Consider the following 12,923-nt stretch of genomic DNA (forward strand, 5'->3'; position numbering starts at 1 on the left):
TCAGATCATCCTCGGGAAGGTGCGCCCTTTCCTACGCCGCCTCGCCGAGGCTCATCCACAGGTTCTGATCATTGCTCGGACCTCGATCCCGCGCAACGCGAGGTCTATGACCTGTTTCCGGCCAACCTGTCGCGAGGTTTGGTCATGACCAGGTCCAGTGCGAAGCCGTATCTGTCACTAGGGCTTTCGTTCCGGACGGGCGCGCTTGCGGCCGACACGCGGGAGTTGGTGATCGTGCGTGTCGGCGCGGTGACGAACGCCCCGTACGAGCTCCATCACCACGTGCCCGAGGCGCGGGCCGCCGGAGTATCAGAGTCGATGATCGACGGTGTCGCGTCAGGAGCCACAGAGTTCGGAGACCGGCGCGTCGATGTGCTCATCGCGTTCGTCGATGACCTGCTGGCGCAGATCAAGGACGGCGGGGCGAGCACGGAAGCGATGCAGGAGTTCTTCTCCGACAACGAAATTGCCGAGATCACCCTGCTGGCCGGCCACTACGTGATGACTGCGATGTTCATCAAGACCCTCGGCATCGTCCCCGAAAAGGGCGGCATTGACGCGGCGAACATTTTGGTGGACGCCACCGCCAAGCTGCACGACGAACGAGCAAAGGACGAACGATGACCGACGAAATCCCTTTCGAGGAAGGCCTATTCGACCTCGGTGGGGGAGCCCATGTTTTCCTGTCCGGCAATGAAGCCCTCGGCTTGGCCAATGCCGGCCTGGTGGTGAGTGCCGGCGAAGCGCTCGTCATCGACACCCTCTACGACGTGCAACACGCACGAGCGATGTGCGCACAGATGGACGTACTGACCGAGTCAGCGCCGGTGCGGTACGTCTTCAATACCCACACCGATGGTGACCACTTCTTCGGCAATCAGGTATTCGCCGCTGATACCGAAATCATCACCACCGAAGCCGCCAGTGCGCTGATGACTCAGGAACATGCCGACCTCACCACGAAACTGCTCAACACCGATACCCAGCCGGGCGGTCCACTGCAGGCGCTCGCACCACTCGGACGGCCGTTCGACTTCTCCGAAGTACGGGTTCGTGCCGCCGACACCACCTTCAACGGTGAAAAGGCCTTGAGAGTCGGCAAACTCGACGTCGAACTCCACGAACTGGGGCCGGCGCACACCGTGGGCGACGCCATCGCCTACCTCCCCGAGCTGGGTGTGCTGTACGCCGGAGATCTGTTGACGCACAACCCGGTTGCGGTCACCTGGTCGGGCTCGATCCCGAATTGGATCAGGGCGCTCGAGCGCATCCGCGCCTTCGGAGCCCGGACAGTCGTCGCCGGGCACGGTCCCGTCCTGATCGGACCCGAGATCAACGCGGCCATCGACCGCGGCATCCGGTTCTGGTCCACCCTGCACACCGACGCCACCCGCCTGTACGACCACGGTGTGCCGGTGGCCGAGGCGGTCGCTCGCATGGACATCCAGAACTACCCGGAAGCCGCTGCGACGCTTCCGATCATCGTCACCGCGATCTACCACGAACGCGATCCGGACATCCCGTACTTGGATCTGACGCAGGCCATCGAGTCCATCGCCGCGCAGCTCGCGGACGCGCACGGTTAGGAGCGCCCCGACCCTTCACTCGATGTCGTGTGGCGCCTGATGCTCGGGCAGGGCGGCGACGTCTTCGTCCTCGGATACCAGGCAGGCGCGGCAGAAGTCGACGCCGAACGGGGTGAGGTGGATTGAACGGCGGACGACCTTGTGCGCGCGCACCGAGTGCATCGCGGCCAGCACGTCCGGTTGGGCCTCGACCACCTGGTATTCGAGCGGGTCGCGTAGTTGCTCCTGCGAGAACCAGATCAGGCCCAGCCGGAACAGGTTGTTGAGGTAGGCGGGCACGTTGTCCAGATAGCGCAGGCCCGCCCGCGGGCCGATCATGTTGAGGCCCGGAGCCACCAGCCGCGAGGACACCATGCCGATGGGGCCGCCGGTGCGGACGTCGACCGCCGGCTGTGGGCCGCCGCGCAGGAGAAGCAGCAGGATGCGGGCCTCGTCGGGCGCCATCTCCTCGAGGATGCGGGCGTAGGCGGGGTGGCCGCGTTCGGTGTTCCACACGTCGCGCGAGCGGGTCAGCAGCGCCTGCCCCTGAGCACGCAACGACTGCTCCATTTGGCGTTGGCGCTCTTCGTCTTCCTGCTGGTGTGACACCGTGTGCGTCGTCGTCGCGGTGTCGGTGAGCGAGGCGCTGACCTGGACGACGGCCTGCGACACCGAGACACCGTTCGACACGGCCTTGGCCACCTCGCCGAAAACGGTGCCGGCCTGCGCGACGCCGGAGATCAGCTCGCGTGCGGTGTCGGCCGCCGATGCCGGGTCGGCGACTATCTCGAGTGCGCGCCGGCCCGTTTTGAGCCCGGCAACGAGGGTCCATTCCGCCGTGCGTACCCAGGCCGTCGCGGCCAGGCGGACGAGGCCGGGCAGTGCTTCGCCGATCTCGCTCGCGGGTAGGAGCGCCGCGGACGGTTCCGATGAGGGAGAGAATGTGGCGCTGACTGGTCCCCACTGGGCGTGGCGTCGTCTGGGCGGCTGGCGTCGGTTGTCACTCATGCCACACCAAGTCCCAAGAAGATGCCGTAGTGGAGGAAGCCACCGGCGGCGCCCATGATCGCGCCGTGAGCGTAGAGCATCCACTCATCTTCCCTGATTGCCGAACGCAGCATCTCCACGAAGTCGGTCGGCGGAAGTTCTTTGGTGCGCTGGGCGATCAGTGTGCGGATTTTCCCTGATTGCGCTTTCGAGAACTCTTCGTCCTTGAAGGGCGTCAGCGTCCGGCCGACGGCCTCGGCGGCGAAGCCGGCCTTGATCGAGTCGTAGGCCTGGGCGCCGAGTGCCACCCGCGCCGCACCCCGGATGGGTCCGGCTGCGCGGTCGATGGCCGGGCCGAGCGCGGCCGCCATCATCTGGCGGGTGCGGTCGCCGCTCGGACCGTCGATCAGGAAGTCGCCGATGCGTTCCAGCGTGATGACGTCGTCGGCGATGATCCCGGCGTACACCTCGGCGGCCTGCTCTTGCCGCCGCAGGAACAGGCCCTGGAACTTGATGCCGAAATAGCGGGTCGGCTCGGTCGGTTCGAAGATGAGCCACATGCCGAGCGCGTTGGTGATCCAGCCGACGATGACGCCGAGCATCGGCAGCATCCACCAGGTGTGGAACCAGTGGTCGATGAACGCGACGGGGATGCCCAGCAGGAACCCGAAGATGAAGCCGAAGTTGACCATCAGGTTCAGCTCGCGCTGGCCGATGTCCTTGAAGACGCGGATGACGAGGTCAGGGTTTTTCCGGAAGTGCTCGATGACCATGATCTTGGGGTCGAGCAGCTGGTCGATGTGGATGCCGATCTCGGTGGTGATCGACCGCACCACGTCCGGTAGTTGCGACTGGACCCGCGCGACGATCGCGCGTTTGCCGACGGTCGGCAGGTCGCGCCAGAACTGGGGGTCGTTGGCGATCATCACCTCGTCGACGAGCTGCGGGATCTCGGCTTCGAAGAGCTTGACGATGTGCTCGGCGATCATGTCCGGCTCGAGCTGCTGGTAGAACTCCGCGGGCGTACCGAGCTTGGCGATGGCCTTGTCGGATGCGATCGAGCCCATCTTGGCCGCACGGGCGGGCACGATGCCCTGCCAGCCGACCCCGCCCTGCAGGATGCCGGGGATCTCCTGAAGTTTGTGCGGCAACAGCCGTGCCAGCTCGGCCATTCCCGGGATTCTGAACCCGTGGAAGTTGACGGGATAGAACAGCATGATCAGGCCGGTCCAGTTGATGAGCCAGCCGATCACCGCGGTGAACAACGGAATGCTGAGGAACGCGAACCACTCCATCGGGGTGTGGATCTGGCTCAACGTCCAGTCGCGATCGAGCAACCAACCCCACAGTTCGTTGAACGTCGACCTCACCGCCTTTCGCTGCGCACGCTGATCCGCACCACGTGTGGTTTGCCACCTGTGCGTGTGCACATTAGCGGTTGCTGCCACGCCAAGGTGCTCGACTGAGGCCACGCTTTCGCCTCAGCCCGATATCGGTCGCAGTAGCGGCACTCGCCGGACGACCTGGTGACGTTGTATTAAACCAATGGGTTGACAACGCACGCGCCGGCGCGCACACTCGTACTCAACCAAATAGTTGAGGAAGAAGATGACCGACCAGCTGTCGAAAGTATTTGCGGCGCTGAGCGATCCGATCCGACGGGACATCGTGGCCCGGCTGACGACGGCTGACGCAACGGTGAGCGAACTCGCCGAACCGTACGACGTCAGCATGCAGGCGGTGTCCAAGCACCTCAAAGTGCTCGAGGATGCCGGGTTGGTCAGCCGGGGCCGGGCCGCACAGACCCGGCCGGTGCACTTGGAAGCGCAGGTGTTCGACCTGATGACCAAGTGGATCGAGCGCTACCAACAGCAGGCCGAACAGCGTTACCAGCGCCTGGATGCGGTGCTGGCAGAGATGAATGACAACGAATCGAAACCGCGACGAAAGGGCAGAGCATCATGAACACCGCGCAGGCCGTCATCGAAGCCGACAAGGACGTGCCACTCATCCGCATCACCCGTGATTTCCAGGCCACCCCAGCGCAATTGCTGAAGGCGCACACCGATCCGGAGGTGTTCGCCCGCTGGGTGGGGCCCGACGGTATGGACACTCGCATCGTGGAGTGGGACGCCCGAGACGGCGGCAGCTGGCGCTACGTCGCGGTCCGGGACGGTCAGGAGTTCGGCTTCCGCGGTTGCTTCCACACCGTCGCCGCTGACAAGATCGTCCAGACGTTCACCTTCGAGGGCATGCCCGACGCCGTCTCGCTCGAGACCTTGTGGTTCGAGGATCTCGGCGACGGCCGCACCCGGCTCCACGGCCAGTCGTTGGTGGACAGCTTCGAGGGACGCGACGCCTGGCTGGCCTCCGGGATGGAGACGGGCGTCGATCAGGGCTACGCGAAACTCGACGCACTGCTCGGTGAGCTCTGAGCGCCATGGCTGCGCTGCACGCACTCACGGCCGCCGAACGGCACCGCCGCATCGCCGCCGGATTCACCGAACATGCTGCAGCCGTGCGGGATTGGTCGGCTCCGACGCCGGTGGCGGACTGGACCGCAGGCGACATCGTCGGGCACCTCGTCGGCTGGTTCACCGAATTCCTCGGTGCGGGCGGTGTGGTGTTGCCCGTCGGTCCGCCCGTCGCCGACGACCCGCTCACGGCGTGGGTCGCACACACCGCGGCGGTGCAGGGTCTGCTCGACGGCGACGCGGCCGACGGCGACTTCAGCCATCCGATGGCGGGCTCACACCGGCTTGCCGACGCCATCGACCGGTTCTACACCGCCGACGTGTACATGCACACCTGGGATCTGGCCGCCGCGATCGGGCGCGACTCCGGCCTGGACCCCGAGTTCGCTGAGCAGATGCTCGCCGGGATGACGGGGATCGAGGACCTGCTGCGCTCATCGGGGCAGTACGGGCCACCCGTCGTGGTTGCGGACGACGCGGGCCCGGTGGCCCGGCTGATGGGGTTCATCGGCCGGGATCCGGCCTGGTCGGCCGGTACGCGTCAAGCAGTGTGAGAGGACCCGGCCGTTACTGTGCCGGGGCCGCGAAACCCGTCCAGCGCAAGCCGGTTTGAGCTTTCGCGGTCGACGGAGTGGAGGCGGCGGCGACGCGTGGTTTGGTGGCCGTCTCGCCACGCAGGCGGCGCTCTTCGCGCATGATGCGGCGATTCAGGATTCGCTCATCGCGGGCGGTGAGCGTGCGATTCAGTCCAGACAGCTGATCCAGCTGCAGCCAGCTCAGCCCGTCGAGATCGCCGTCGGCGTCATGGCTGGCCAGGACAATGGACCCACGCAGCAGAGGGACGGTCTTCGCCGTGAAAGTCGTTGTCGCCAGCAACAGTTCGGTTGCCTTGCGATTGATGCGGCGCTGGCACCGGCGTGCCGTCGGGCTGAACCAGAAGTCGAACTGTCGGTCTGTGCTGGTCAGGCATTGCAGCCGTTGGCCTTGAATCAGATCGGTAATGTCCGCTGGTGTGTAGGCGCGGGTCTCATAAACGGCGCCGTTGGTGCTGAAGTACAGAACTGTGTTCATAGCGATAACCCATTCGGCTCTTTCTACGTATGGACTCTCTGTCGAGCGGAGCACCCACACTGGGGTGCTGTTATCAACGGTACCCATGTGACAATTGAGACAAACGTTGATAACGCCTGGGGTACGGGAAATATGCCCACCGCCGGGCGCTAACACTGCCGCCGCCCGCGCCGATAGCACTGACATGACCCCATTGCGCGCGGCCGGAGCGCTCGTCGCCGCGGTCGCCGCGCCGTGGTTGTCGCTGGTGACGGCCCATGCCGATGCGTTCGGACAACTGGCTGCCGTTCCCGTGGTCGCGTCCCCGACATGCGGTGGCACCGTGAGCGCCGACGCGCAGCAGACGCCGGTTCAGATCGGCAATGACGTCGGGCACGGCATCGGGGTGTCGATCCGCTACGACGCCGGCATCTACGACGGCTCCTGCTCCCTGACGGTGACGGCCGCGTGGCGCAATCTGGACACCGGCGCCGCCGGGCAAGGCGACATCTCCGCGGTCTCGACGATCGACGGGCACTACGGCTTCATCGGCTACGCGAACAAGAACTTCGCGACCGGGAGCGGCACGGTCGTCGTCACCCTGAGCTCGCATCCGGGCCAGGAAATGCGCATCACGGCGTAGGCGGCTCCGCGCAGGATCGGGCTGCCGCGGTGATGCGACGATTGGCCCATGACCGCGACGCTCGTCACGACCAACCTCGCCGGCGGATTCGCCCACCGCACGCTCTTCGAGCGGCTCGACGTGACGGTGGCGCCCGGCGATGTGATCGGCGTCGTCGGCTCCAACGGTGCCGGCAAGAGCACGCTGTTGCGGATCCTGGCGGGCGAACTCGCACCGCTTGACGGCGTGGTGAGTCTGGCGCCGGCCGACGCTTTCGTGGGCTGGCTGCCGCAGGAGCACGAGCGGGTGCCGGGGGAGACGGTCGCCGCGTACGTCGCGCGTCGCACCGGATGTGCGGCCGCGACCAAGGCGATGGACGCCGCAGCCGAGGCGCTGGCCGATTCGACTGCGGACGCCGATGCCTACTCCGCTGCTCTGGATCACTGGCTGGCGACAGGTGCGGCAGATCTGGAGGAACGACTGCCGGCGGTGTTGGCCGACCTGGGGCTCGATTCCGACGCGGTGCGGCCGGAGTCGACGCTGATGACGGCGTTGTCGGGCGGGCAGGCGGCGCGCGTGGGGTTGGCGGCGTTGATGCTGTCGCGTTTCGACATCGTCCTCCTCGATGAGCCGACCAACGATCTCGACCTCGACGGACTGGCGCGCCTGGAAGAGATCGTGGGGAATCTCCGCGGCGGTGTGGTGCTGGTCAGCCATGATCGAGAGTTCCTGGCCCGCACCGTAACCCGCGTTGTCGAGCTCGATCTGGCGCAGAACCGGACCACCGTCTACGGCGGCGGTTACGAGAGCTATCTGGAAGAACGTGAGGTCGCGCGGCGGCACCGCCGCGAACAGTACGACGAGTTCGCCGAGAAGAAGGCCGATCTCGTGGCGCGTGCACGCACGCAGCGGGAGTGGTCGAGTCAAGGTGTGCGCAATGCGATGCGCAAGGCACCCGACAATGACAAGAACCGGCGCGCCGCACAGACCGAGTCCAGCGAGAAGCAGGCGCAGAAGGTCCGCCAGATGGAGAGCCGGATCGCCCGCCTCGAGGAAGTCGAGGAGCCCCGCAAGGAGTGGACGCTCCAGTTCACCATCGGTGCGGCACCGCGGTCGAGTTCGGTTGTCGCGACGCTCGACGATGCCGTTGTGCGACAGGGGGACTTCGTCCTCGGTCCGGTGTCGCTGCAGGTCGATGCCGGCGAGCGGATCGGTATCACCGGCCCCAACGGCGCGGGAAAGTCGACGCTGCTGCGGCTCCTGCTCGGTCGGCAACAGCCTGACGAGGGCCGCGCGAGTCTGGGCGCCAATGTCGCCATCGGCGAGATCGACCAGGCCCGTGCCGATTTCACCGGCGACAGCCGCCTCGTCGATCGCTTCGAGCAATTCGTTCCGTCATGGCCGACCGCGGACGTGCGCACGCTGCTCGCAAAGTTCGGCCTGCGTGCCGATCATGTGGAACGCACCGTCGACGAGCTGTCCCCCGGAGAGCGAACACGGGCGGGCCTGGCGCTGCTGCAGGCACGCGGGACGAATGTGCTGGTGCTCGATGAGCCCACCAACCATCTCGACCTGCCGGCCATCGAGCAGCTCGAGCAGGCGCTCGAAACCTACAACGGCGCACTGCTTCTGGTGACGCACGACCGCCGCATGTTGCAGAACGTCCGGTTGGATCGCTCGTGGCTGGTCGGGGGTGGACGGGTCACCGAGTTGTAGCCGGCGATCAGACGTCACCAGACGGAGGTCGCGACGTGGCGGCATCAGCGACTGCTGCCGTCGCGGGCGCGCCGGCCTGTCGGAACGACGCGGCGCGCTCGTGCTCGCGGCGGCGGACCGCGTCCTGGATTTGTTCGAGATTGTTGCGGAGCAGGTCGGAGACGAACTCGTCCATCCGGGGGTCGGCGAGCATCGCGATGAGGACGTGCATCACCGATTCGCTCGCCTGGCCGACGACCTTGTCGTACCCGGGGATTCGGCTGATGACGGGTATGCCCGAATCGGTGCGGATCTTGTCGGCCGCAAGGGCTTTCAGCTCGGTGTAGTTCTCTTCGATGGCGTTGGAGATGTTGCGGGTGTAGTGACCGGTCTTGATGACGTCGATGACCTCATCGAGCACCATGATGGTGATCGGCCGCTTCACCAGTTGGACCGCCCGCACGCTGATCCGGTTGATCAGCCGGAGCCCGGCCGGTGTCTTGAGCCCACGTCGGACCAACACCGGCGTGATCACCAGCGAGCCGATCATGATCACCAGCGCGATGCCGACGATCCAGCCGAGGTCGCGCCAGCCATGGATCTCCATGGCTGTGGTCACGACCGTGTCCTCACGGATGCAGGTTCCACTGCCCGACGTCGGCGGCCAGGGCGTCGCTGACGTCAACCTCGAGACCACCGACCACCGGACCCGGATTCGACGCGGTACTGACGATCCGTTGGTACATCACCGCCGCCGGATAGACCTTGCCGCCCGACCAGGATCGGGTCTGCCACGCCCACACCTTGCCGGGCGTGGTCGAGCGGCCGATGACACCGTCGGCTGCGGCCCACTGGCAGGTGTTGATGCCGCCGTAGACGCCGGTGCGCTGCGGGCCGAGGACCGAGTTGATGCCGCGAAACCACGGCAGTGCAACGTTGTTCCAGGTTTCGCGACTGATGTCGTCGTCGACGGAGAAGAAGATCGGTGCGCTCTGACCGCCGCCCGCCGCGGTGTGCAGTTGCCAGGCGGTGCGCGCATCGGCGACGCCGCCTGCGTAACCGCGCGTGAAATCGGACGGCGCGGTGCCGCCGGGCTTGCCGTACTGGTAGTTGCTCACGATCGCGAGTCCGGCCGCGGCCAGTGACCGGGCATACGGCAGCGTGATCGGCTTGGCGCCCATCGATGAGCCGGGGCGCGATGTCGAGACATAGTTGACGACGCCGGCGTGCCCGGCGGCCCGAATGTCTTGCGCCGGAATCTGCTTCATGGCGAAGTCGATCAGCGTGGGCGCGGCGGCCGCGGCCGTCGGCAGGCCGAGACCGGCCGCACTCAGCCCAGCCAGTGCCGACGCGGCGCCGGCATAGCGCAGCGCATCACGACGCGAGAACGGGCGCCGAAGGCCGGTGGTCTCCGGGAAGTCCTGCATTTCGAGATGTTAACAATGCGACAGATGTGAAAGTTGTGGCCGTGACGTGCTGATTCCAGATCGTGACCAGACTGTTTCATCGGCCGTCGTTTGTCGGCCAGTGCGGAGGCTCGTTCGATTCAAGGTGACGGTAACGATGTCCAGCGCCGTCGTCCTCGCGAACACTGGAGTTCGGATCGATGAGGGAGTGTGCATGTATCAGGGCCGCAGCGTGCGGGCACCGCAGGTGGTGCTGACGGTGGAGCTTCCCACCCGCGATGCACTGGCTCAGGTGACGACTCTGATGGACGAGTTCAGCGCATTTCTCGCGTATCGCGTGCCCGGCGCCAGGGTGGAGAAGTTGGTGGCCGGTACCGCTCCGGTCCGCGCTCCGCAGCCGGTGAATGGACTCATGATCGACCGGACCACCCGGCAGGTCAGCGTCGATGGTCACCAGATCGCCATGGCCTACAAAGAATTCGAGCTGCTGGCCTATCTGGCGCAGCACCCGCGACGGATCATCTCGCGACAAGAGCTGATCGAGAACGTCTGGGACGCGGGCTTCGCCTCGATGCGGACTGTCGACACCCATGTGCGCCGGCTCCGGGTGAAGCTGGGTGCACACGCCCTGACGCTGACGACCGTCCGTGGCAAGGGTTATCGCTTCGACCCGCAGTCCTCGACACGGTTCCGGGACCAGCGGCCGATCCGGTCGGCGTGACCGTCAGAACGCCGGTACCACCAGGCCGGCGTACGAGCGGGCGATGAACGAACGCGCCGAATCTGACTGTAAAGCGTTGGCCAACAGCCTGATTGGTTCGCTGTCGTGGTTGTCCGGGCGCGCGACGAGGTACTCGGCGTAGTCGCGGTTGGCGTGGTCACAATAGAGCGCCCACTGCAGGTCGATCTGGCGGTCCATGGCGTAGTTGCCGAACAGGAACACCAGATCGAAGTCGGCGAGGACATCAGCCAGGCGCGCGCTGGCGATTTCCTTGAACAGCAACTGCTTTGGGTTCGCGATGATCGAGTCGACGCCGGGGGCAGCCACCTCACCCTCACGCAGGGTGAGCAGACCCAGGTCGCGAAGGATGTGCAGGGCGCGCCCGACGTTCGCCGGATCACCGGGCAGCGCCACCTGTGCGTACTGCGGCACGTCGCCGACAGTGGATATCGATTCCGAGTACAGCGCGAACGGCTCGATGTGCACCGGTGCGACGGGGACCAGTCGCTGGGCCGAGGCGGCATTGAACTCGTCGAGGAATGGCAGGTACTGAAAGAAGTTGGCGTCGATCGTCCCGGTGACCAGATGGTGGTTCGGTTCGTCGAAGGTGTCGAACACCTCGACGTGGAGGTCGATGCCGTCGCGCGCGAGCACCGGGCGGACGTGATCGAGGATCTCGGCGTGCGGGACCGGTGTCGCCCCTACGCGCAGGACGTGGCCGGTGCCATGAAGCGATCGAATGGTCCCCACTGCCAACCCCTTTGACTGACGCACCCGCGGCGCCATGCCATGAAGACTACCGACCGGATGCCGAATCTGCGGCCCTGAAGTCCGCCGAATGTTACGGCATGTGACGCATTGTCAGCGCCGGTGTCCTGCCCGCTGGAGCGCGTCCACCCCGACCAATAGCTTTTGTCTCCAACAACATTCATCGACCAGCAAGGGGCGTCATGACAGTCGAACATACGGCGGTGCGCACCGATGGTGGGCCTCCGGCCGGCGCGCAGCGTCTTCGCGGCAACTTGGGGATCCCGGCCATCGTCTTCATGGTGTTGGCCGCAGCGGCGCCGCTGGGCGTCATCGGCGGGCCGGTGCCCTTGGGCATCGCCACCGGCAATGGGTCAGGGTTCCCCGCGACGTTCGTCATCGCCACCTTCGTGCTGCTGCTGTTCGCCGTCGGCTTCACCGCGATGACGCCCTTCGTGCGTGAGGCCGGGGCGTTCTTTTCCTATGTGCAGCAAGGATTCGGGTCCAGCCCGGCCATCGGCGCCGCGTTCGTGGCGGTCCTGACGTACGCCTCGATGGAGGCCGCGGTCTACGGCCTGCTAGGTCCGCAGCTCGGCGGTCTGTTGGCCCTCGTCGGCGTACCCCAGTTGCCGTGGCCGGTATGGGCGTTGGCCGGGCTCGCGGTGATCACCTACCTCGGGTACCGCAACATCGAGCTGTCCAGTCGAGTGCTCGCGGTTTTGCTGGTCGCCGAGATCGCGATCGTCGTCGTCCTCGACGCGGTCATCGTCGCTCGCGGTGGTGACCACGGATTGTCGACGGGACTGCTCGACCCCGCGCAGATCACTTCGGGCGCACCGGGTATCGGGCTGCTCTTCGCGATCATCTCGTTCCTCGGCTTCGAGGCGACGGCCATCTTCCGTGACGAGGCACGCGATCCGGACCGCACCATTCCGTACGCGACGTACCTCGCGCTCGCGGTGATCGGCGTCTTCTACACGGTCTCGAGCTGGGCACTGATCTCGGCGTGGGGCGATCGCGAAGCCCTTGAGCGTGCGACGAATTCGGGCGGCACCATGCTGGTCGACACCGCCCAGCGCTACCTGGGCGTGGTGGGAGCGGACGTCATTCAGGTCCTCTTCGTCACGAGCCTCTTCGCCTGCATCTTGTCTTTCCACAACGTGGTGTCCCGCTACCTGTTCGCGCTGTCCGGCCGGGGTGTATTGCCCGCGGCTTTCGGCCGGCCCCACACCCGTCACGGCTCGCCGCACGTCGCGTCGTTGGCGCTGTCGGCACTGATCCTCGCGATCATCGGTGTCGCCATCGTGGCGAAGCTGGACCCGAGCACAGAGTTCTACACCTGGCTGTCCGGGATCACCACGGTCGGTGTGCTCGCCCTGATGGTGCTGACGAGCGCGGCTGTGCTCACGTTCTTCGCCCGGGACCGGCGGCACTACTCGGTGTTGCGCGTCCGGGTCGCGCCGGCGCTGGGCCTGGCCGGGCTGGTGGCGTTCCTGGTCCTGATTCTGGTGAACCTCAAGGACCTGGTCGGCGGGTCGTCAGGGTTGGCGTTGGCCGTAATCCTGGTGCTCGTAGTGGGTTTCGTGGGCGGTGCCGTGCTGGGCTACCGCCGCGCGCGAACCGAGTCGGTCGCCCCGGCGGGAGAGGAGGGCTGAG

General features: G+C 66.1%; 15 protein-coding genes. 9 read left to right on the forward strand and 6 right to left on the reverse strand.

What is annotated here, in order from left to right:
- Positions 1-111 precede the first annotated feature (111 nt).
- Positions 112-624, forward strand: coding sequence for a carboxymuconolactone decarboxylase family protein (locus tag ACJH6I_RS10555; protein ID WP_406784108.1), 513 nt, complete (start codon positions 112-114; stop codon positions 622-624).
- The gene (locus ACJH6I_RS10560) at positions 621-1,586 is read left to right on the forward strand and encodes an MBL fold metallo-hydrolase (RefSeq protein WP_406774441.1); all 966 of its coding nucleotides are present in this window, start codon (positions 621-623) and stop codon (positions 1,584-1,586) included. Before ACJH6I_RS10555 ends, ACJH6I_RS10560 begins: the two co-directional genes overlap by 4 nt.
- Before the next feature lie 15 nt (positions 1,587-1,601).
- On the opposite strand, the gene ACJH6I_RS10565 is transcribed toward ACJH6I_RS10560, so the two are convergent.
- Positions 1,602-2,573, reverse strand: a complete 972-nt coding sequence (locus ACJH6I_RS10565; protein WP_406774442.1) for an Abi-alpha family protein — start codon at positions 2,571-2,573, stop codon at positions 1,602-1,604.
- Positions 2,570-3,922 carry a hypothetical protein gene (locus ACJH6I_RS10570; protein ID WP_212807736.1) on the reverse strand — a complete coding sequence of 451 codons (1,353 nt, stop codon included), beginning with the start codon at positions 3,920-3,922 and terminating at the stop codon, positions 2,570-2,572. Before ACJH6I_RS10570 ends, ACJH6I_RS10565 begins: the two co-directional genes overlap by 4 nt.
- 238 nt (positions 3,923-4,160) lie before the next feature.
- Here ACJH6I_RS10570 and ACJH6I_RS10575 point away from each other — a divergent pair, with 238 nt between their 5' ends.
- Genes ACJH6I_RS10575 through ACJH6I_RS10585 form a run of 3 tightly spaced genes read left to right on the forward strand, consistent with a single transcriptional unit; the run spans position 4,161 to position 5,580 of the window.
- Positions 4,161-4,517 carry an ArsR/SmtB family transcription factor gene (locus tag ACJH6I_RS10575; protein ID WP_406774443.1) on the forward strand — a complete coding sequence of 119 codons (357 nt, stop codon included), beginning with the start codon at positions 4,161-4,163 and terminating at the stop codon, positions 4,515-4,517.
- Positions 4,514-4,987, forward strand: a complete 474-nt coding sequence (locus tag ACJH6I_RS10580; protein WP_406774444.1) for an SRPBCC family protein — start codon at positions 4,514-4,516, stop codon at positions 4,985-4,987. Before ACJH6I_RS10575 ends, ACJH6I_RS10580 begins: the two co-directional genes overlap by 4 nt.
- Positions 4,988-4,992: 5 nt before the next feature.
- Positions 4,993-5,580 carry a TIGR03086 family metal-binding protein gene (locus ACJH6I_RS10585; protein ID WP_406774445.1) on the forward strand — a complete coding sequence of 196 codons (588 nt, stop codon included), beginning with the start codon at positions 4,993-4,995 and terminating at the stop codon, positions 5,578-5,580.
- Positions 5,581-5,593: 13 nt separating this feature from the next.
- Here the strand turns inward: ACJH6I_RS10585 and ACJH6I_RS10590 are convergent, their stop codons facing one another.
- Positions 5,594-6,097 (reverse strand): hypothetical protein, encoded by a 504-nt coding sequence (locus ACJH6I_RS10590; protein WP_318985901.1) that lies wholly within the window; start codon positions 6,095-6,097, stop codon positions 5,594-5,596.
- A 184-nt stretch (positions 6,098-6,281) separates the two neighbouring features.
- On the opposite strand from ACJH6I_RS10590, the gene ACJH6I_RS10595 reads away from it, so the two are divergent.
- Positions 6,282-6,719 carry a hypothetical protein gene (locus tag ACJH6I_RS10595; protein ID WP_318985798.1) on the forward strand — a complete coding sequence of 146 codons (438 nt, stop codon included), beginning with the start codon at positions 6,282-6,284 and terminating at the stop codon, positions 6,717-6,719.
- 48 nt (positions 6,720-6,767) lie between these two features.
- Positions 6,768-8,414 carry a ribosomal protection-like ABC-F family protein gene (gene abc-f, locus ACJH6I_RS10600; RefSeq protein ID WP_318985797.1) on the forward strand — a complete coding sequence of 549 codons (1,647 nt, stop codon included), beginning with the start codon at positions 6,768-6,770 and terminating at the stop codon, positions 8,412-8,414.
- Positions 8,415-8,421: 7 nt separating this feature from the next.
- Here abc-f and ACJH6I_RS10605 read toward each other — a convergent pair whose 3' ends face one another.
- Both ACJH6I_RS10605 and ACJH6I_RS10610 read right to left on the reverse strand, forming a co-directional pair.
- A complete protein-coding gene (locus ACJH6I_RS10605; RefSeq protein ID WP_212807730.1) occupies positions 8,422-9,012 on the reverse strand; it encodes a hypothetical protein in 591 nt (196 codons plus the stop codon).
- A gap of 10 nt (positions 9,013-9,022) precedes the next feature.
- Positions 9,023-9,820, reverse strand: a complete 798-nt coding sequence (locus ACJH6I_RS10610) for a DUF1906 domain-containing protein (RefSeq protein WP_318985796.1) — start codon at positions 9,818-9,820, stop codon at positions 9,023-9,025.
- 136 nt (positions 9,821-9,956) lie between these two features.
- Here ACJH6I_RS10610 and ACJH6I_RS10615 point away from each other — a divergent pair, with 136 nt between their 5' ends.
- A complete protein-coding gene (locus tag ACJH6I_RS10615) occupies positions 9,957-10,520 on the forward strand; it encodes a winged helix-turn-helix domain-containing protein (protein WP_406784049.1) in 564 nt (187 codons plus the stop codon).
- A 3-nt stretch (positions 10,521-10,523) separates the two neighbouring features.
- Here the strand turns inward: ACJH6I_RS10615 and ACJH6I_RS10620 are convergent, their stop codons facing one another.
- Positions 10,524-11,270 (reverse strand): MetQ/NlpA family ABC transporter substrate-binding protein, encoded by a 747-nt coding sequence (locus ACJH6I_RS10620; protein ID WP_318985794.1) that lies wholly within the window; start codon positions 11,268-11,270, stop codon positions 10,524-10,526.
- A gap of 200 nt (positions 11,271-11,470) precedes the next feature.
- Between ACJH6I_RS10620 and ACJH6I_RS10625 the strand changes: the two genes are divergently transcribed.
- Complete coding sequence (locus ACJH6I_RS10625) at positions 11,471-12,922, forward strand: APC family permease (RefSeq protein ID WP_318985793.1); 1,452 nt, start codon at positions 11,471-11,473, stop codon at positions 12,920-12,922.
- Position 12,923 lies beyond the last annotated feature (1 nt).

It is taken from the genome of Mycobacterium sp. SMC-13 (genome assembly GCF_045311035.1).
Classification (GTDB): Bacteria; Actinomycetota; Actinomycetes; order Mycobacteriales; family Mycobacteriaceae; genus Mycobacterium.